The following is an 18,257-nucleotide window of genomic DNA, read 5'->3' on the forward strand; positions in this document are numbered from 1 at the left end:
ACACCATGAACGACACGGACAGCGCGGCGGACGCCCCGGACGGCGGGCGGTCCTGGGCGCCCTTGAGGCACCGGCCGTTCCGGCAGCTGGCGGCGGGACGCCTGCTGGTGTACTTCGCCAACGCGATGGCCCCGGTCGCCCTGGCCTTCGCGGTCCTGGACGCCACAGGCCGGGCCACCGACCTGGGCATCGTGGTGGGGGCGCGCTCCCTGGCCAACGTCGCGCTGCTGCTCCTCGGCGGCGTCGTGGCGGACCGCGTGCGGCGCACCCTGGTCCTGCAGGGTTCGGCGCTCGGCGCGTCGGCGGTCCAGGCCGCCATCGCCGTGACCGTGCTCCTGGACGCCACGTCCATTCCGCTGCTCGTGCTGCTCAGCGTCCTCAACGGCGCGCTCGCGGCCCTGTCCCTGCCGGCCTCGGCGGCGCTCACCCCGCAGACCGTGCCGGGCGATCTGATCCGTCCGGCGAACGCCGTGATGCGGATGGGCACCAACCTCGGTGCGATCGCCGGATCCTCGCTCGCGGGTGTCGTCGCCGCGGTGTTCGGCCCCGGGTGGGGGCTGCTCGGCAACGCCGTGGCGTTCGTCGGTGCCGCCGTGTGCTTCTTCGGCGTACGGCTTCCGCGGGAGGTGCGTACCGCTCCGGCCGAGCGGGCCCGCCCGCTGCGGGAACTGCGGGAGGGCTGGAAGGAGTTCACCGCACGCCGCTGGGTGTGGATCGTCGTCGCGCAGTTCATGGTGGTCAACGCGGTGATCGCGGGCGGTGTGCAGGTGCTGGGGCCGATGGTCGCCGACGACACGTTCGGGCGCGGTGCGTGGGGCGCGGTGCTGGCCGCGCAGATGGCGGGGGCGGTCGCCGGCGGTCTGCTCGCCGCGCGGTCCCGGGCCCGGCACGCGCTGCTCATCGGGGTGGCGCTGGTGGCGGTGGAGTCGCTGCCCCTGGTGGTGCTCGCCGAGGCGCCGGGCGCGCTGCTGCTGAGCGTCGCGATGTTCGCGAACGGCGCCGCCCTGGAGCAGTTCGGCGTGGCCTGGGACGTGTCGCTCCAGGAGAACATCCCGGAGGACCGGCTGGCCCGCGTGTACTCCTACGACGCGCTCGGTTCGTTCGTGGCGCTGCCCCTGGGCGAGATGGCCGCGGGGCCGGTCGCCGGGCACTTCGGGGTGCGCGCCACGCTGCTCGCGGGGGCCGCGCTGATCGTGCTGGTGACCGCAGCGGCGCTGTGCAGCCGGCAGGTGCGCGCCCTGACGACGGGCCGGCCCGACGCGCCCGCGCCGCAGACGGTGGTGGTCGAGCAGCCGGCGGTGGCCGCCACGCGCTGACCCGTCCCGCGCCGGGTGCGGCACGGGACGGGTCAGGGGTGAGGCGTGACGCCCGGTCGTGCCCCGCGCGGCCTCAGGAGGTGCGGGCGAAGTGGGCGTCGATGTCGCCGAGGCTGGTGGCCGGGTCGGCAACCAGCGTGGACAGTTCGTCGTCGGCGTGGTGGCGGGTGGCGACGGCGGGGCACCGGCGGCAGGCCGCGACCCCGGCCTGCCCCCACCACTTGCAGTCCGACCGCAGATGGCACCGCGGGACGCCGCCGGTGCTCTCCTCGGGGTAGGCCGCCACGACCCGCTCGATGAGCGTGCAGTCGTCTCCGCGCCGGTTGACGCACGCGGAGACGCAGTGCGAGGCGAACCGCAGGACCCTGCGGGGTTCGATGTCCTCGGGGACCATCGCGAGCGCGGCGGACGCCGGGACGGGATCGGCCAGGTAGGTCACCTGCCCGTCCGCCCCGGAACGGACGCCCAGCACCAGGGACTCCGGTGCGTGGGCGGAGCCGCTCGGGCACCACGCGGCGCCGTCACGGGCCGTGCCGTCGGTTGCCTGGTCGGTGGCGGTCATCGCGGTCTCCTTCAGCAGGGAAGAACGGACTCGCCGATCGCCATGCCCTTGGACTGGGCCGCCAGCGGCGCCGACCCGTTCTCCCGCTCCAGGGCGACGGCCTGGCGCAGGCTCTCCTGGAGCTGCGCCTGCGACGTGATGCGCTCGGTCGTCTGCTGCTCGGCGGCGGCCGTGCCGGTGCCCGTGAGGACGAGGCCGGCCGCAAGGGCGGCGGCCGCCGCGATGCCCGCTGTCGTGCGCGAGTTCTTCATGCGCGTGTCTCCGTCTACGTGGTCGGTGTTTTGGCACCGAGCGTGGCGGCCACGGATGCAGACGGGGTCGAGTCCTGCTGGAGTTCGGTGAGCGCTTTGGCGAGGATGCGCCAGATGTCCGCGGCGAGGTCGATGTTGGCGTCGGCGTGCGCCTGTTCGGCGAGCGTCCGCAGTCCGTCCACGCCGCCGGGGTCACCGTTCAGGACGCGCAGCTGCTGGCGGAGGATGTCGAGCCGGACCTGGTCCCGGTGGGTCATCAGCAGTTGCTGGCCGGCGAGGTCGTCGAGCACCGCACGGGCGTCGTCGTAGCGTCCGGCGAGGAACGCGATGTCGGCCTTGAGCGAGGCCAGTTGCTGGCGCAGGCCGTCGGTGCCGACCAGGGCGAGGGCCTGGCCCGCCTCGGCGGCGACGCGTTCGGCCGCGTCGGGGTCGGGCGGGGTCTTCTGCAGGTACAGGCGGCCCGCGGCGAGCCGGAGGCGGACCCACAGGACCAGGTTCTCGCTGCTGGGCAGTCCGTCGAGCGCCTTCTCCAGCCAGAGCTGCGCGCCCAGGTAGTCGCCCTGGCGGGTGCGGATGGCCGCCGCGCTCCACATGGACTCGGCCCACAGGGTGTCCGAGCGGCCTTCGACGAGGGCGGCGAGTTCGTCGGCGTGCGCGCGGGCGTCCGGCAGCCGGCCGGCCTCGGTCTCCACGGAGGTCAGCGCCATCAGGACCGCGGCCCGGTCCTCGACCCTGAGGTCGTTGTCCCGCGCCAGGTGATGGGCCGCCACGGCGGTGTCCAGGGCGGCGGCGATCTCGCCGAGCGCGCGCTGACAGCGCGCGAGCCGGGTCAGGCCCCGCACGCGCAGTTCGGCCAGGCCCACGTCGTCGCCGAGCCGGACCAGTTCCTCCAGGTACTCCCGCTCCCCCACGTGGTCGATCTCCAGGCGGCGCTGCTCGGCCAGTTGCCACAGCGCCTGCCAGCGCAGCACGGGAGACTCGTGCCCCTCCGCCGCGAGGGCGTCCCGCAGCGTGTCGATGGCGTCGCCGGCGCCGGTGGAGACGGCGAGGCTGAGCGCGTGGGCGAGGGAGCCGCCCGCGGGTTCCTCGAAGTCGGCGGGCTCCACCCCGAGTCGGGCGGCGAGGTGGGCGACGGCCCGCTCGGTGGGCTGGCGGGCGCCCGACTCCAGGCGGGAGAGGTACCCGGTGGACATGCCGTCACCGGCGAGGGCGGTCTGGGAGAGGCCCTGTGCGAGACGCATCTTCTTCAGGCGCTGGCCGAACCCGGGCTGTCGGAGCATAGGACGCTTCCCTCGGATGAACGCGCGGACAGGAGCGGGCGAGGACGGCCACGAACGGGTACGGGCCGACGAGCCGAGTCGAGCCTAGAACCGCTGGCAACAGCCGGGCAATCTTTTGCCAGGACCGTGCACCGGCTCTGTCTCACGTCTCGTGCGTCTCTCGCGTGCTCCTCTCGCACGTCTCCAGCAAGCCTCCAGCGCATGTCCAGTGATTCCGGGGAGGATCTCCAGCGTCAAGTCGTCGGCGCCGGCGTGCCGCCGAGCCTCTCCGGGAGTCGCCCATGAAGCACTCGGTTCCTGCCAGCCGTGCTGCGCTCGTGCACTGCCGCAGGTCACGGGGCCCGATCCGCCTCGTACGGCTCCTCGGGCTGGAGGACGAGGACGTGGGCTGGCCGGTACGGCGCGTACGGCTCAGGCCGCCGCGAACAGATCGAAGGTAGAGGTGTTGCGCGGCCCCGCCAGCACCTCCAGCTGGGGGTCGACCGACAGCATCGCCTGGTGCATGCGCTGCAGTTGCGGCGAGGGCTCGACGCCCAGTTCCTCGACCAGGCCCGCCTGGAGCCTGCGGTACGTGGCGAGCGCGGCCGCCTGCCGGCCCGACCGGTACAGCGCCAGCATGGCCTGCGAGTGCAGCCCCTCGTGATGCGGGTGACGTACCGTCAGGTCCGCGAGTTCGGCCAGCAGCTGCGCATGGCGTCCGAGCCGCAGGTCGGCGTCGATCCGGCGCTCCACGGTGACCAGGCGGCTCTCCCGCAGGCGTCTGATCTCGATGTCGAGCACCGGCCCCGCCTTCACGTCCACCAGCGGCGCCCCGGTCCACAGGTCGAGAGCGGCGCGGAACCGGTCCGCGGACACCTCGTCGTCACCGCGGGAGAACGCGGTCTGCCCCTCGCGCACGAGCTTCTCGTACGCGAACACGTCGACGCAGTCCTCGTCGATCTGGAGCAGGTATCCGCCGTGCCGGGTGGCCAGGACGTCCCGGGCGCCCGCCGGGCTGCCCGTCCCCATGGCCGTGCCGAGCCTGCGGCGCAGTTGCAGGATGTAGGTCTGCAGGGTGGTCAGGGCGCTGGCCGGCAGCTCGGTGTCCCACAGTTCCTCCATGAGGGTGGGCACCGGCATCACGCGTCCCGGGTACAGCGCCAGGAGAGACAGCACCTGACGGGGCTTGCCGGCCGTGGGAACGATCGAGTTCCCGTCGAACTCGGCACTCAGCGGACCCAGAATCTTGATCTGCACGGCGTCCTCCACCCTCGTCGAGTTCCTGGTCCGCACCCCGGCCCGACGACCGGAAGAATGCCCCTGGAGCACGCTAGCCGGGACGGCCGTCCCGCGCGTTTTCCCTCTAGCCGCCCTCAAGTCGTCGTCCGTCAGGACGCGGCTCCGACCGGATCGGGCAGGGTGATGAGCTGCGGAGTGTCCCTCCCCCAGGGGAAGCCGCTGTAGAGCTGGAGCTGGGGCGGCGGGTGCTCGTCGGCCGGGACGGCCACGGCGGCGAGGACGTCGGGCACCGGTTCCAGCTCCACGAAGCGCCAGCGGGTGAAGGGGTCGTCGGCCGGCGGACGGAAGCCGGTGACACCCCGGTCGTCGGCCAGGGTGAACACGAACTCGTCGAAGGGAAGCCCGAGTCCGAGCCCGCGCGCCTTGGAGTAGGCCTCCTTGAGGGTCCACAGCCGCAGCACCCGCCGGTCGCGGGTCCGCCCCGGTGCGGCCTGCGCGATCCACTCCTGCTCCTCGGGCGCGAAGGTCGTCGTGATGGTCCTGAGGGCCTGCGCGTCACGGTCGAGGAGTTCGACGTCCACGCCGATGCGGTGCCTGCGGACGACGCCGAGCAGGTTGTAGCCGCTCGCGTGCGACAGGTTGAAGTCCAGGTGCGTGCCGCCGCGGGGCAGCCCTCCGGGCATCGGCTGGAGGAAGGGGCGTCCGCGCTGGGAGCGCCAGATGACGAGTTCGGCCTCGCCGAGACCGGCCTCCAGGGCCAGGGCCCGGCGCACCAGGGCGTGGGCGACGAGGTACTGCCTGCGGTCGCGGTCGAAGAGGAACCGCCGCGCGGTCTCCTGTTCCTGGTCGTCGAGCCAGTGCCGGGTCAGCACGCTCGCCAGCTCGGGTGCGAGGTCGTCGTTCGGGCACAGCCACACCTTCACCGGTGCGGTGTCCTGCGCGAAGGGGGCGGGCCCGGGGGCGTACGGGACTTCGGCCGTGGTCGCGGTCATGGGGCAGGGTCACCACTCGCCGCGGGGCCGGTACCCACCGGACGGCGGAGCATCGCCGTGCCGGGCAGAGCCACCGGGGCATGCGTTCCGGGGGCGTCGCCGCAGGTCACGTCGATTCCGGCGAGCCACAGCCGGGTGAGCGCCGCCAGGTGGCGGCCCCGCCACAGGGCTCTCAGGTACTGCCTCGTCTCGTCGAGTTCCTCGGTGAGAAGGGTCTGCCCCCGGCGGTCGCGCAGGTCGACCGTCGCGACGCGCCCGCTCTCCTGGCCGTCGCGTCCTTCCGCGTCGGCGAACTCCCGGAGCACGTCGCGCAGTTCTCCGGTGTCGTGCACGGTCACGGCCAGCCGGCAGTCCATGGTGGCGCGGCCGACCCGCAGTTCATGGGCGAGCGCGGCCAGCGGGAGCGACGGCGCGGCGTTCTCGTCGTGGGTCAGCCGGTCGGCGAGGAGGCGTGCGGTGGCGCTCAGGTGCCGGGGGGTGGGCGCCGAGATCAGGATGAGTTCGGGCGCGTGCGGGTCGTCCGCGCGGAGCGGGAGCGGTGCGGCCGGGTGCGCGCTGTCCTCCTCCAGGATCAGATGGGCGGCGGCGCCGTGCTCGTCGCGGACCGTCACGGCGGCGCGGCGCGGCAGTTCGCTGCCATCGCGCTCGCGCGGCCGGGGCCAGGGGGCGGCGTCCGCGCCGGCGGTCACGGGCAGGAGGGTGCCGTGGTTCAGCTGGAGCACGGCCCGGACGAGGGCCGCGAGTCCGGTGGCCGCTCCCGCGGCGCCGGCCGTGAGCGCCGTCTCGCACAGGGGGACGGTGGCCGCGTCGAGGCCCGCCGCCGCCTGGGCGCGCCGGGCGAGTCGGGCGTCGGCGTCCGCAGCCGCCGACCGTCCGGCGTGGGCGACGGCACTGGCGCGGATCACCGCGTGGACGGTGTCACCGGCGGCCCTGGCCGGGTCGAGCGGCCTGATCAGGACGGCGCCCACACCGTCCGACACGTCGGGTTCGCACCAGCCGGGGCGGCGGCGCACCTCGACGGCGGCGACGAGGGCGGCGGCGCAATCGCCGGCGCGCAGCGCGGCGAGGGCCAGATGCAGTGCGCCGAGGAAGGAGGTCGCTCCGCTGTCGAGGCACTGGCTCGGTCCCCGCAGGTCGAGCAGCGTGGACAGCCGTCCGGACAGGGCGCCTCGGCAGGCCTTCCCGTCGGCGGCGCCGTGGGCGACGTAGACGCCGACGGCACGCGGCTCGCCGTCGGGGGTGGCGAGGGCGTCGAGCCGGGCGCCCGCGTACCCGGCGCCTTCCAGCGTCTGCCAGACGGTCTCGACGAGCAGCCTTTCCTGCGGGGAGAGTCCGGCCGCGGTGCCTCGGGCCAGGCCGAAGAAGTCGGGGTCGAACGCCTCGGCGCCCTCCAGTCGCAGGCAGCGCTCCGCCGCTCCGGCCCCGCCCATCGCGGTGCGCCAGAACGCCTCGAGTCCGTCGGATCGCGGGAAGCGACCGTGCACGGCCGTGATCGCGTACAGGCCGGCGGCGGGCCCGCGTTCCGTACGGTCCACCGGTTCGGTCACGGCGGCCGGTACGGGCAGGGGCACGGGTACGGGTGCCTCGGGCGTGGTGGCGGTCGGCAGGTCCAGGGTCAGCATGCTCACCACCTGGTCCCGGGGCAGGGATCCGCTCTTGAACCGGGTCAGGATCTCCCTGGTGTCCATGCGTGTCCTCGTCAGGCGGGGCGGGAGGCGAGCAGTGCCGCGGCCTCGTCGACGGTGAGCATGTCGGCGCGCACGGCGTCGAGCAGGGCGTTCACCTCGTCCGCGGTCATCACGGGCCGTGCCGGTGCGACGGTGCGCGGGGCGGGGGGCATCGGGGGCCGGGGAGTGCCCGCGGCCGAGGCGATGTGTTCCGCCATCGCCGTGAGGTGCGGATGGTCGTAGACCGTTACGGGGCGCTCGGTCAGGCCGTAGGCGTCGTTGATGGCGGCCACGAACTCGGCGGTGAGGATGGAGTCCAGGCCGAGCAGGTGGAAGGGCGCGTCCGGGTCGATCCGCGCGGGGTCGCAGCGCAGGATGCCCGCCAGTTGTCCGCGCAGTGCCTCGCGTACCTCTGTCCCGGAGCCGGCCGCGGCGGGCGGGAGGGCGGTGAGCGGGGCGACGGCGCTCTCGGCGCGGACGTGCCGGGCGAGGGCGGCCGGTGTCGGGTGGTCGTAGAGGGCCGCGGCCGCGATCCCGGTGCCGAAGCGGGCGTTGACGGCCGCCACGAGTTCGGCGGTGCGAATGGAGTCCAGGCCCAGGACCTGGAAGCGCTGGTCCGGTGCGATCCGGTCGGGATCGACACGCAGCACGGCGGCGAGTTCCCGCGTCACCCCGGTCAGGGCGTCGGCTTCGGAACCGGCGAGTGCCTCGTGCCGCGCGGTCCGCGGCTCGCTGGTCATGGTGGACGCCTCCTGGTCGGTGTCGATCTCCGGGGCACGGACACGTGCGGACGAGCTGGCACCGCTCCCGACTCCGGACACACCGCGCCGCCCGGACGGTGGTCCCGGGCGCACGGTCATGACCGTTCCAGGTAACCCGCACGCCCCATACGGATCCTGGAGCCTTCCTGGAGCCCGAGCGGAGGGGGCCGGTCCCGCGCACCGGCCCGGGTGCTCACTGCGGCGGGTTGCCGTGTTTCCTGTCGGGCAGGTCGGCGTGCTTGGTGCGGAGCATCGCCAGGGACGTGATGAGGACCTCGCGGGTCTCGGCGGGGTCGATGACGTCGTCGACCAGTCCGCGCTCGGCCGCGTAGTACGGGTGCATGAGCTCGGACTTGTACTCCTTGACCATGCGGGCCCGCATGGCCTCGGGGTCCTCGGCGTCCGCGATCTGCCGGCGGAAGACCACGTTGGCCGCGCCCTCCGCGCCCATCACCGCGATCTCGTTCGTGGGCCACGCGTAGGTGAGGTCCGCGCCGATGGACTGGGAGTCCATGACGATGTAGGCGCCTCCGTACGCCTTCCTGAGCACGATGGACACGCGGGGCACGGTGGCGTTGCAGTACGCGTAGAGCAGTTTCGCTCCGTGCCGGATGATCCCGCCGTGCTCCTGGTCGACGCCCGGGAGGAAGCCGGGGACGTCGAGAAGCGTCACGATGGGGATGTTGAAGGCGTCGCAGGTCTGGACGAAGCGGGCGGCCTTTTCGCTGGCCTGGATGTCGAGCACACCCGCGAGGGTCTGGGGCTGGTTGGCGACGATGCCCACGACCTGACCGTCGAGACGGGCGAGGGCGCAGATGACGTTGTGGGCCCAGCGCTCGTGGACCTCGAAGAAGTCGCCGTCGTCGACGAGTTCCTCGATGACCTCGGTCATGTCGTACGGGCGGCTGCCGTCGGCCGGCACCAGGTCCAGCAGTGCCTCGGTACGCCGTCCGGCCGGATCACCCGTGGCCGTCCGGGGCGGTGCTTCCCGGTTGTTCTGCGGGAGCATCGACAGGAGGTAGCGCACCTCCGCGATACAGATCTCCTCGTCGTCGTAGACGAAGTGGGAGACGCCCGAGGTCTCGGCGTGCACGTCCGCGCCGCCCAGACCGTTCTGCGTGATCTCCTCGCCGGTCACGGCCTTGACCACGTCCGGGCCCGTGATGAACATCTGCGAGGTCTCACGGACCATGAACACGAAGTCCGTCAGCGCGGGCGAGTACGCGGCGCCGCCGGCGCACGGGCCGAGCATCACCGAGATCTGCGGGATGACGCCCGAGGCGCGGGTGTTGCGCTGGAAGATGCCGCCGTACCCGGCGAGCGCGGAGACGCCCTCCTGGATACGGGCGCCCGCGCCGTCGTTCAGGGAGACCAGCGGGGCACCGGCCGCGATGGCCATGTCCATGATCTTGTGGATCTTCGTCGCGTGGGCCTCGCCCAGCGCGCCGCCGAAGATCCGAAAGTCGTGCGCGTACACGAACACCGTGCGGCCCTCGACCGTGCCCCAGCCGGTGATCACACCGTCCGTGAACGGCTTCTTCGCCTCCAGACCGAAGCCGACCGCCCGGTGCCGGCGCAGCTGCTCGACCTCGTTGAACGAACCCTCGTCCAGCAGCAGCGCGATCCGCTCCCGCGCCGTCAGCTTGCCCTTGGCATGCTGCGCCTCGGTCGCCTTCTCGCTCGGCCCGGCCAGAGCCTGCTCACGGATCGCGTGCAGCTCCGCCACACGCCCCCGCATGCCCGGAGTCGGTTCCCTGGTCAGTGCCATGGCGTCGGGTCGCTCTCCGCGCGACGGGGTGTTCCGTCAACGCCAGCCGTAGGGCGCCTTGTAGTCATCGGGCCTCCTCCACTGCCGCGCGGGCCCCCGCTCGTGCTCGCGCTCGGCCGGCTCACCACCGCGCAGGGCGACCAGGACGGCCATGAGCGCCGCCAGTTCCTCGGGGTCGGCCCGGCCACGCTCGATCCGCAGGTCCGGCTCGCCCTGGTCGACTTCGCTCATGGGACCGCCTCCTCCAGCGTCACCGGCATCGTCGGGCAGCGCGCTGGACGAACGCTCTCGTCACGCTCGAGCCGGTCGGCACCGGCCGTCCCCGGACCCGTCCCGCGGCGGTCACATGCTCCTGGCCCGCAGGGAACGCAGGGCCCCGGCCAGCGCACGTGCGCTCTCCTCGGCGTCGCCGACCCCCGTCATGATCACGCTCGTCGCGGCGTCGGACCGTGCCGTCGCGGCGCGGCCTATGGCGTACGCGACGGGGGCGGCGGGCCCGCACCCGCAGATCACCAGCCGCTGCCGGGGCCCCAGCAGTTCACCCAGTGCGGACGGCAGGGTGCTCACCGGTTCGTCGAGCGCGAGGGACACGATGCGTTCCGGCCCGTCGTACAGGCCGGCCAGCGTCTTGTTCACCCCGTCCGGCACACCGGGGACGGTGACGAGACAGATGACGTCGGCGGTCCGGTCGCCGGAGCGCAGCACCGCCGACGCGGTGCCCCGGGGCGCGGGCGGACGCCGTACGGTCCGGGGTGTCGCGTCGCTGTCCAGCAGGGCGAGCATCTGGTCCACGGTGGTCTCCCCGCTCGACCGTTCCGGCAGGCAGCGCAGCAGGTGCATGCACTGGGACAGCGTCAGGGACGCGTCGGCGTCGGACAGTTCGGCGCGGTCGTAGGTGGCGGTCAGCAGCAGCCCGTCCGACTCGTCGTGCTGCGCGACCAGCGTCAGGGGCAGACTCGTGTCCCCGCCGGCGCTGTGCGGCAGGTCCACCTCGATGTGCCGGGCGGCCAGTTCGGACAGCAGTGCCGGCGGCAGCTCGGGCCTGCTGTCGAACCGTACGACGGTGTCGGTCAGCCGCATGTCGTCGTCCCGGCCGCTCCAGCGCCGGATCTGGTCGGGGGTGACCCAGGCGTAGGAGCTCAGGTCGAGCGCGGCGTCCCGTACCTGCCGCAGCAGTTTCTCCACCGTGGCCGCGGGATCGACGGTGACCGTCATCGGCAGGGAACTGCCCAGCAGGCCGGGCACCGTGGCCGCGTCCGGCAGAGGCAGGTCGCGGCCGGAGAAGTGCACGCCGAAACCGATCGGGGCGGGCCCGCGCACACCGGCCGCCCGGTAGAGCAGCAGGGCCCAGACGACGTGCAGCGCGCTGCTCTCCCCCGCCCCGCGCTGTGCGGCCCACGATCTGAGCCGGGCGGTCTGCCAGGGACGCAGGCCGCTCTGCACACGGCCGGGGCCGGTCTGTCCGGAGGGCCCGCCGGGGCGCCCGGGGCTCGTGGCGGCGCGGGGCGTCGATCCGGTCCAGAACGCGCGTGCCTGCTCGGTGCTCCGGCCCGCGAGCCAGGCGGCGTGGTCACGGATGTCGGGGCGGCGCTCGCCCCCGGGGACGACGCCACCGGCGAGGTAGGCGCGGTAGAACTCCCGCACCAGAAGGTGTGCGCCGCGTTCGTCCAGCAGGGCTCGGTGATAGTTCAGCAGCACCCGGGTCGCGGCCCGGCCGGCTCGTGAGGGGTGCGCCGGACGGTCGAGCAGGGACACCCTCAGCAGTTCGGGTCGGTGCAGCGCGAAGCCGCGCGTCCGTTCCTGCCGCAGCAGGTCGTCCCAGCCGATCGAAGCGGGACCGTGACGGACGACCTCCACGGGCGCGTGGTCGTGCAGCACCATGCGGGGCTGCGCGGTCCAGTCGAAGGAGGCGCGCAGGACGATCTCGCGATCGGCGACGGACTGCCAGGACGCGGCGAACAGGGCGGTGTCCAGGGGGCCGGACCAGTTCCAGAAGAGCTGCTCGATGTGCCGGCCCCCGGCGCCCGGCGCCCGGACCGCCGCGAGCAGGATGTCGCGCTGCTGTCCTGTGACCGGCACCGTGTCGGCGGTCGGCGGCAGCAGCAGGTCGGCCAGCAGCTCCGCGGTCACCGGCTCGTCGGGCTCTCGGGTCCCGCCGTCGGCCGGGGCCAGGCGCACCGCGTACCGGCCGGTGCCGTCGTCGTCGAGGCACACCGCGTGCGTGGGATGGCGCAGGGCGAGGCGAGCGGCGACCGCCTCGGCGCTCGCGGCGGCCATCGGACCGCACAGCTCGAACACCACAGGGGCGCCGGGCACCGCCACGTCGGGCTCGTGGAGCACGGCGGCCAGGGCGGCGGCGGGCGAGTGACGGCCGCTCATGCGCTGTCCACCGCACGGGCCGGGGCGACGGATTCCACGACCGGCCCCCTCCCCTCCTGGTCATGTCGGTACGTCCGCTGCGGTACGAGGCTCCTCATCGTCGTCCGGGGCGTCCCGGCCCCGGAAACATTACGGTTTGCGCAGGTGGCGGGCCGGAGTTCACGAGCCGGTCCGGAGCGGTCCGCGAGCCGGGCTCGACCGCGACCCGCTGATGCGCCTCGCTCACCAGGTACCGGTCCTGGACCACGTGGGTGGCGAACGACCACGCTCGGACGGGCTCGGAGTCCTCGGCGAGGACGGGCCGCCCCTGGCTGTCCCAGCGGAATCCCACGGCGCTGAAGCTGCGCCGCATCCCCTGCCCGAGCGCCTTGGTGTACGCCTCCTTCAGCGTCCACAGGCGCAGGAACCGCGCCGTGCGCTCGTCGTCGGGCAGCGCGTCGAGCGACGCGGCCTCCTCGGGCGTGCACACGTGCTTGCGCAGCAGGTCGTAGGAGGCCTCGCGGGTGACCGATTCGGTGTCCACGCCGACGGGTCCGTTCCGGCTGACGGCGACGACGATGAGTTCCTCGGTATGGGCGAGGCTCAGTCTCAGTTCCTCGCCGAAGCCGCGCAGGACGGGGCGGCCGCCCGGCTGGTAGGCGATGTCGAGGGAGTCCGGCGCGACGTCGAGGACCGCCGCGGCCGTGTACTTGATGACCAGGCGCGACACCGCGAAGGCGAAGCGGCCGGGCGCGGTGGGGCCCTGCCGGTAGCGCGGCCAGTCCCGTCCGAGGAGCGCGCGCAGCCCGGGGTCGAGCAGGGCGGGGGTCAGCCATTCGCCCCAGGTGGTGTGCACGACGACGCGGCCGGTGTCGTGGGCCCGCTCGTGCACGTCGTCCCACGGGGTGTCGGGCCCGGGCACGTGCACGGGCGGCGCCGCGGTGCGCGTCTGCGCACGGTCGTGTCGGTCGTCCATCCGGGCGCTCACCACAGCAGTTTCGTGGCGCGCAGGTCGCAGTCGACGCCCTGCCTCGCTCGGTGGGCGAGCTCCGCCCACGCCCTGGGCCGCGGGTCGACGGCGTGCGAGGGCAGCGGCACACCGAGGCGCTGGCCCACGCGTTCGAGTGCGAGCAGCGGCCAGTCGGGGCCGGCGAGAAATCCGGTGGCGGCACGGGACACGCCCAGTACGGCGGCGGCCAGCAGCAGCGTGGCGGACCGGTCGGCCAGCGACCGTGCGGCCGGGTCCGCCGGGTTCGCCGTCCCGGCGGCGCGGCAGGCCGCGCGCACCGCTCGCTGCTCGGTCGCCAGGCGGCGGGTCACGCGGGCGAGCGCGGCAGCGGTCGGATCGTCGCTGTCGGCTCCGGCGTGCGGTGCGTCCGGGGCCGGCAGGACGGCCCGGAGCGTGCGCACGCACCACGCCCCGGAGTCGGCGTCCGGGTCCGTGTCCGTGGGCTCCGGGTCCGCGAGTTCGAGGGAGAACAGTCCGGGGACCGGGGTGGCCGGTCCCGGTCCGCCCGATCCGTCCTGACGGGACAGCGTGCGGACGAGTTCCGCCTGCCGGCGGGCGGCGGCCGGCCAGTCGACGCCCGCGGCGGCCCGGTGCGCCCGTAGTGCGGCGAGGGTCTGGTGCTCGGTGCTCTCCGGTCCGAACCCGCTCTCGTTCAGCACGAGTTCGAGATCGCCCAGCAGCTCTCCGATGAGCTGCGGAACGAGGTACGCGGCGGCCGTGGCGGGCAGGGACGGCGCCTCGTCGGCAGGGCTCGTGCAGCGCAGGGCCACGGCGGTCAGGCATTCGCAGGCCAGCAGGTCCGTGAACACGGCCGCCAGCGTGGGCCGCCACTGCCGCACGCTCGGTTCGTGCGGCGCGAGGGCGTCGACGAGGCGGGCCGCGGTGAGCAGGACGCCGCCGGTCGCCGCGCTCAGCGCCGCGGGGCCGAGCAGCGCCGCGACGCCCGGTGCCGGACGGTTCGCGGCGTCGAGCAGCGGCCGCAGCGCCCAGGTGTGCGCGAGGCCCAGGTCCCGGCGCGGCAACGGCCTGAGCACGCGGACCAGTCGCTCGGCTCCGAAGTCCCGCAGGCGGTCCGGTTCGGGAAGGACCTCGGCGAACAGTTCGGCGGGGGCTTCGGGCCGGGTTCCCGGCGAGGCCGCGAGCGAGGTGCGCCCGTACGGATTCGCAGGGTCGTCGGGGTCGCCGAGCAGGGCTTCCAGCCGCATGGTGCGCAGCGTGTCGGCCACCGGCGACTCCGCGGCGGCGCGGATCGTCGTGAAGGTCGCCATGGGCTCCTCCTCGTCCTCGATGGTCGTCATCGCAACCGTCGTCATCGCAACCGTCGTACAGGGCTCTCCGCATGCCATTTGGCCAGGCGCAGGGCCTCCTGGTCGGCGCGGTCCAGCCACTCCCGCGCGTACAGCCGGGCGTCCGCCGGGCCGGCCTCGCCGCCCAGGACCGGCACGACGGCTTCCTCCCGCAGCAGCACCTTGTGGGCGGAGAGCACGGTGACTCCCGACGCGTCCGGCTCGAGAGACCATTCGCCGGTGTGGGCCGCGATGAGTTCGGGCGTCTTCGTCTCCTTGTAGACGATGCGTCCCGCGTGCGGGAAGCACAGCCGTACGGCTTCACCGGTGACGGTCAGGCCGAAGGGGGTGACCCGGTCGAACGCGGTGACCTGGACGCCCGGAGGGTCCTCGGTGACGCTGGCCGCGTCGATGTGCGGGATCAGGTCGGCCCAGTCCTCCATGCGGTACAGGAAGTCGTAGACCAGTTCGGGCGGGCCGTCCACGCGCATGCTGTTCTCGAAGGACAGGAGCAGTTCGTCCAGCCGGTCCCACTGTTCGGCGGCCTCCCGGACCCGGTCGAGCCGCAGGAGTACGTCCGCGTCGAGTGCGTCGGGCGTCCTGTTCAGGCCCGGGGCCTGTTCCTCGTACCGGAGCGTCAGGGACGAACGGCCCGCGTCCTCGGGTTCCACGCTCCAGGTCCCCCGGGCGACGGCGGACCCCGGGCCCGGGGGCTTCTCGCCCAGGGACTCCTCGAAGTCGACGGTCCGTGCGGACGGGCTCATCACGCGCCGCATCCGTGACGTGCGGACCTGCCCGTCCCGCACGTCCCACACCCACAGGTGCTCGGTCGTGCCGTCGAAGCTCATGCGTTCGGCGTGCACGCACGTGGGCAGGAACACGGGCCAGCGAGGGGCGTCGGCCAGCATGCCGTAGACGACCGAGGCAGGAGCTTCCACGGGCACGGTGTGCCGGGCGGAGCGCACACGCTGCGACGACGCGAGCGTCGGCATGAGGGCCCTCCTCCCAATGTGCGCAGATGCGCCCAGGCTGTGCCGCTCGGCTGGAGCGACGCTCGAGCGTGGGCTGACCTACCGGTCGGCCGGTCCGGGTCAGGCCCGGACGGCGGACATTCCGGTGGGCTCGGACACGGCGGCGGGTGCGGCGACCCCGGCGGGGCCGGACACCAGGATGGCGCGCTGCAGCTTGGCGAGTTCGGCCGAGGGCTCAAGACCGAGGGTGCGCACCAGGGTCGTCCGCAGCCGCTGGTAGGCGTTGAGCGCCTCGCCCCGGCGCCCGGACCGGTGCAGGGCCAGCATGTACTGGCCGCACAGGGCCTCGTGGGTCGGGTACCTGCTGACGAGCACGGTCAGTTCGGCCAGCAGGCCGCGGTGCCGGCCGAGCCTGAGGTCGGCCTCGATGCGCTGGTCCAGGGCACAGAGCCGGCTCTCCTCGAGCTGCTTGATCTGCGGCTCCAGATGGGCACCGGCCTGGACGTCGGCGAGGGCGGGCCCGGTCCACAGGGCGAGCGCCTCCCGCAGCCGGCGCGCGGCCTCCGGGTGGTCCTCGGCGTCCATGGCCCGGTATCCGGCTCCGGCGAGCCGCTCGAACTCCCGTACGTCGCTGGTGCCTTCGCCTCTGCGGAGCAGATAGCCGCCCGGCACGGTCATCAGCACGTCCTTGGCGGTGCGTCCGCCCGCGCCCTCGCTCTGCTCGAGCGCCGAGCCGATCAGTTCGCGCAGCTGAAGGATGTAGGTCTGCAGGGTGGGGCGGGCGCTGCGCGGCGGTTCGGCGCCCCACAGCTCCTCGGTCAGCGTGCTGACGGGCACCACCTGGTCCGCGTTGAGGGCGAGCAGTGCGAGAACCTGGCGCGGCTTGGGCGCCGTGGGCGTGACCGAGACTCCCTGTTCCCGCACGGCGAGTGTGCCGAGTACGTCGATGTCCACGCTGTCTCCCCGTCGACTGCCGCCCCTGCATGGAGCGTTGCTCTAGTGCTTGAGTAAAAAACAGCACGGACGGTTTGTCAATCCGCGAGAACTCTCCCCCTACCCCTCCGTCAAGGCCCTTGAAAATCTCAGGAGTTGAGAGAATCCCTGATCAGAAGCCTGGGCCACGTCAGCACCCGGACCTGGATTTGCAGACCGTACGGACTGTTTTTACCTTGTTTTACTGCGCAGGAAGCCGCGGCACGGCAGGCGACGCCGACGAGGCCGCCAGGCGCGGGGCAAGGAAGGACCAGAACATCGAGACCCGACCCGCGGAGAGCCACCCGCGGTCGGCCTCCCCGAGCGCCCCGAACCCGACCGTGGCGGTGACGACCAGCGTCGAGACGGCCTCCACGGACAGGTCCCGCTCGATCTCGCCGGACTCCTGCGCCGCGGCCACCAGTTCCCGTACCTGCTCGTGCCACCAGCGCAGCAGCTCGGAGCCGTTCTTGCGGGACGGGTCCGCGTTCAGCCGGAAGCCGGCGCGGACCACCGGGTCGTCCGCCAGGGCCACCACCAGGCGGGAGCAGGCATCGACGAGCGACTGCAAGCTCGCGCCGGTCGCCGCCCGGGACTGCTCCACCAGCTCGGCGACCCGCGCCGCGGCCTCGCTCTCCACCTCGGCGGCCAGCGCGTCCTTGTTGGCGAAGTGGAAGTGCAGGGCGCCCTTGCTGACGCCTGCGCGCTCGCTGATCACGGGCAACGAGGCCAAGACGTACCCGTCGTCGGCGAAGGACTCTGCCGCCGCACAGATCAGGGCCGCGCGCGTGCGTGCCGCCCGGGCCTGCCTGACCATCACCATTGCCTCCAAACAGACCGCCCGTGCGGTATTTCCTAGCGGACGTCGAGCCCTCGCGGTGCAGCGAACGGGCCATACTCGTCGGGGTATCCCCAGTTCAGACGCGACACTCGCCTCCGAGTCCCGCATCCTTCGCACGCACACTCGGGAAGACTCGGGGAGCATAACCCCATCTACCCGACCTTGAAAACCGCATGTCTGGTTTGTTTTAGGTGGGGGAAGGCCTCGCGGGCCGGGTGCGCGGGACTTCGCGCGGTGGGGGAAGCGTGCGACGGCCGGCCACTCGGGGCCCGCCGGAGAGATGAAGCGCGGCACGGCGCAGAGGGATCGCCTCTGCCGCAGACCGCGGCGGGAGCGTCAGACGCCGACGGCCGGCGTCTGGCTCGCTTCGAGTTCCTTGAGGACCCGCACTCCCCTGTCGGGGGCGATGTCCAGTTTGATCAGTGCGGCAGGGGTGGCGATCGCCGGGAGTATGTGGTTGAAGAGCACCGAGATGCGCCGATCGAGGTCCTTGTAACCGGATTCGACCTCTGACACGGCCTGCAACCCGATCCAGGCCCCGACGAACAGCTCAGCCGTCTGCTGCGGGTCGATGTGCTGCAGCACCTCGCCCCGCTCCTTCGCCTCGGCGACCTTGTCCCGGATCACCTCGATCCACGCGGGCCAGGCACTGCCGAACAGCGCCCGTCCCTGCACATCGGCGGACAGCCGGATACCGGCCAGCAGGAGAACCTCCTGGGGCACCCGGACCGCCAGCGTCATGCACAGATCCACCCACTCCTGCAGCTTCATGTCGCCGGGCGCCAGGTAGTCGTGGGCAGTCTGGGACTCGAGCACACCGCGGGCCAGTGACTCCTTGGAGTCGAAGTGGAAGTACAGCGCGCCCTTCGTGACCCCCGCCCGTTCGAGGATCTCGGCGATCGTCGCGCCCGCGTACCCCCGCTCGGCGAAAACGGCGGACGCGGCCTCGATAACAGCACGACGGGTCCGTACCGCACGCTCTTGCTGTGCCATAGGGACCACCTT

Annotated in this window: 17 protein-coding genes; 1 reads left to right on the forward strand and 16 read right to left on the reverse strand. The window is 73.2% G+C overall.

Annotated features, from left to right (window positions below; genetic code table 11):
• The first annotated feature begins 5 nt into the window (after positions 1–5).
• Positions 6–1,316 (forward strand): MFS transporter, encoded by a 1,311-nt coding sequence (locus tag ACZ4E1_RS35165; RefSeq protein WP_467547199.1) that lies wholly within the window; start codon positions 6–8, stop codon positions 1,314–1,316.
• Between the two features lie 73 nt (positions 1,317–1,389).
• Here the strand turns inward: ACZ4E1_RS35165 and ACZ4E1_RS35170 are convergent, their stop codons facing one another.
• From ACZ4E1_RS35170 to ACZ4E1_RS35245, 16 genes are all read right to left on the reverse strand, one after another.
• Positions 1,390–1,878 (reverse strand): hypothetical protein, encoded by a 489-nt coding sequence (locus ACZ4E1_RS35170; RefSeq protein ID WP_467547201.1) that lies wholly within the window; start codon positions 1,876–1,878, stop codon positions 1,390–1,392.
• Positions 1,879–1,889: 11 nt separating this feature from the next.
• Positions 1,890–2,129 carry a hypothetical protein gene (locus tag ACZ4E1_RS35175; protein WP_467547203.1) on the reverse strand — a complete coding sequence of 80 codons (240 nt, stop codon included), beginning with the start codon at positions 2,127–2,129 and terminating at the stop codon, positions 1,890–1,892.
• Between the two features lie 14 nt (positions 2,130–2,143).
• Positions 2,144–3,409, reverse strand: a complete 1,266-nt coding sequence (locus tag ACZ4E1_RS35180) for a helix-turn-helix domain-containing protein (protein WP_467547205.1) — start codon at positions 3,407–3,409, stop codon at positions 2,144–2,146.
• A gap of 411 nt (positions 3,410–3,820) precedes the next feature.
• Positions 3,821–4,645: an AfsR/SARP family transcriptional regulator gene (locus tag ACZ4E1_RS35185; protein WP_467547207.1), complete on the reverse strand. Its 825-nt coding sequence runs from the start codon at positions 4,643–4,645 to the stop codon at positions 3,821–3,823.
• A gap of 131 nt (positions 4,646–4,776) precedes the next feature.
• Positions 4,777–5,619, reverse strand: a complete 843-nt coding sequence (locus tag ACZ4E1_RS35190) for a 4'-phosphopantetheinyl transferase family protein (RefSeq protein ID WP_467547209.1) — start codon at positions 5,617–5,619, stop codon at positions 4,777–4,779.
• Entirely contained in the window at positions 5,616–7,307 is a 1,692-nt protein-coding gene (locus ACZ4E1_RS35195; protein ID WP_467547211.1) for a beta-ketoacyl synthase N-terminal-like domain-containing protein, read from the reverse strand. Before ACZ4E1_RS35195 ends, ACZ4E1_RS35190 begins: the two co-directional genes overlap by 4 nt.
• An 11-nt stretch (positions 7,308–7,318) precedes the next feature.
• Entirely contained in the window at positions 7,319–8,026 is a 708-nt protein-coding gene (locus ACZ4E1_RS35200; protein ID WP_467547213.1) for an acyl carrier protein, read from the reverse strand.
• A 214-nt stretch (positions 8,027–8,240) separates the two neighbouring features.
• Positions 8,241–9,785 carry an acyl-CoA carboxylase subunit beta gene (locus tag ACZ4E1_RS35205; protein WP_467547215.1) on the reverse strand — a complete coding sequence of 515 codons (1,545 nt, stop codon included), beginning with the start codon at positions 9,783–9,785 and terminating at the stop codon, positions 8,241–8,243.
• Between the two features lie 66 nt (positions 9,786–9,851).
• Positions 9,852–10,046, reverse strand: a complete 195-nt coding sequence (locus tag ACZ4E1_RS35210; protein ID WP_467547217.1) for an acyl-CoA carboxylase subunit epsilon — start codon at positions 10,044–10,046, stop codon at positions 9,852–9,854.
• A 111-nt stretch (positions 10,047–10,157) separates the two neighbouring features.
• Positions 10,158–12,194 (reverse strand): condensation domain-containing protein, encoded by a 2,037-nt coding sequence (locus tag ACZ4E1_RS35215; RefSeq protein WP_467547219.1) that lies wholly within the window; start codon positions 12,192–12,194, stop codon positions 10,158–10,160.
• Positions 12,195–12,288: 94 nt separating this feature from the next.
• A complete protein-coding gene (locus tag ACZ4E1_RS35220) occupies positions 12,289–13,149 on the reverse strand; it encodes a 4'-phosphopantetheinyl transferase family protein (RefSeq protein WP_467547221.1) in 861 nt (286 codons plus the stop codon).
• 8 nt (positions 13,150–13,157) lie between these two features.
• The gene (locus tag ACZ4E1_RS35225; RefSeq protein WP_467547223.1) at positions 13,158–14,495 is read right to left on the reverse strand and encodes a hypothetical protein; all 1,338 of its coding nucleotides are present in this window, start codon (positions 14,493–14,495) and stop codon (positions 13,158–13,160) included.
• Positions 14,492–15,460: an SRPBCC family protein gene (locus tag ACZ4E1_RS35230; RefSeq protein WP_467547225.1), complete on the reverse strand. Its 969-nt coding sequence runs from the start codon at positions 15,458–15,460 to the stop codon at positions 14,492–14,494. Before ACZ4E1_RS35230 ends, ACZ4E1_RS35225 begins: the two co-directional genes overlap by 4 nt.
• A 99-nt stretch (positions 15,461–15,559) precedes the next feature.
• Positions 15,560–16,393: an AfsR/SARP family transcriptional regulator gene (locus tag ACZ4E1_RS35235; protein WP_467547227.1), complete on the reverse strand. Its 834-nt coding sequence runs from the start codon at positions 16,391–16,393 to the stop codon at positions 15,560–15,562.
• A 220-nt stretch (positions 16,394–16,613) separates the two neighbouring features.
• Complete coding sequence (locus tag ACZ4E1_RS35240; protein ID WP_467547229.1) at positions 16,614–17,228, reverse strand: ScbR family autoregulator-binding transcription factor; 615 nt, start codon at positions 17,226–17,228, stop codon at positions 16,614–16,616.
• A 360-nt stretch (positions 17,229–17,588) separates the two neighbouring features.
• Positions 17,589–18,245 carry a ScbR family autoregulator-binding transcription factor gene (locus tag ACZ4E1_RS35245; RefSeq protein WP_467547231.1) on the reverse strand — a complete coding sequence of 219 codons (657 nt, stop codon included), beginning with the start codon at positions 18,243–18,245 and terminating at the stop codon, positions 17,589–17,591.
• Between the last annotated feature and the right edge of the window lie 12 nt (positions 18,246–18,257).

This window comes from Streptomyces sp. NPDC025806 (genome assembly GCF_055558275.1).

Coding starts and splice junctions, on each gene's coding strand:
- ACZ4E1_RS35165 (WP_467547199.1), top strand. CDS start 6: ATGAACGACACGGACAGCGCGGCGGACGCCCCGGACGGCGGGCGGTCC.
- ACZ4E1_RS35170 (WP_467547201.1), bottom strand. CDS start 1,878: ATGACCGCCACCGACCAGGCAACCGACGGCACGGCCCGTGACGGCGCC.
- ACZ4E1_RS35175 (WP_467547203.1), bottom strand. CDS start 2,129: ATGAAGAACTCGCGCACGACAGCGGGCATCGCGGCGGCCGCCGCCCTT.
- ACZ4E1_RS35180 (WP_467547205.1), bottom strand. CDS start 3,409: ATGCTCCGACAGCCCGGGTTCGGCCAGCGCCTGAAGAAGATGCGTCTC.
- ACZ4E1_RS35190 (WP_467547209.1), bottom strand. CDS start 5,619: ATGACCGCGACCACGGCCGAAGTCCCGTACGCCCCCGGGCCCGCCCCC.
- ACZ4E1_RS35195 (WP_467547211.1), bottom strand. CDS start 7,307: ATGGACACCAGGGAGATCCTGACCCGGTTCAAGAGCGGATCCCTGCCC.
- ACZ4E1_RS35200 (WP_467547213.1), bottom strand. CDS start 8,026: ATGACCAGCGAGCCGCGGACCGCGCGGCACGAGGCACTCGCCGGTTCC.
- ACZ4E1_RS35205 (WP_467547215.1), bottom strand. CDS start 9,785: ATGCGGGGGCGTGTGGCGGAGCTGCACGCGATCCGTGAGCAGGCTCTG.
- ACZ4E1_RS35210 (WP_467547217.1), bottom strand. CDS start 10,046: ATGAGCGAAGTCGACCAGGGCGAGCCGGACCTGCGGATCGAGCGTGGC.
- ACZ4E1_RS35215 (WP_467547219.1), bottom strand. CDS start 12,194: ATGAGCGGCCGTCACTCGCCCGCCGCCGCCCTGGCCGCCGTGCTCCAC.
- ACZ4E1_RS35220 (WP_467547221.1), bottom strand. CDS start 13,149: ATGGACGACCGACACGACCGTGCGCAGACGCGCACCGCGGCGCCGCCC.
- ACZ4E1_RS35225 (WP_467547223.1), bottom strand. CDS start 14,495: ATGACGACGGTTGCGATGACGACCATCGAGGACGAGGAGGAGCCCATG.
- ACZ4E1_RS35230 (WP_467547225.1), bottom strand. CDS start 15,460: ATGCCGACGCTCGCGTCGTCGCAGCGTGTGCGCTCCGCCCGGCACACC.
- ACZ4E1_RS35240 (WP_467547229.1), bottom strand. CDS start 17,228: ATGGTCAGGCAGGCCCGGGCGGCACGCACGCGCGCGGCCCTGATCTGT.
- ACZ4E1_RS35245 (WP_467547231.1), bottom strand. CDS start 18,245: ATGGCACAGCAAGAGCGTGCGGTACGGACCCGTCGTGCTGTTATCGAG.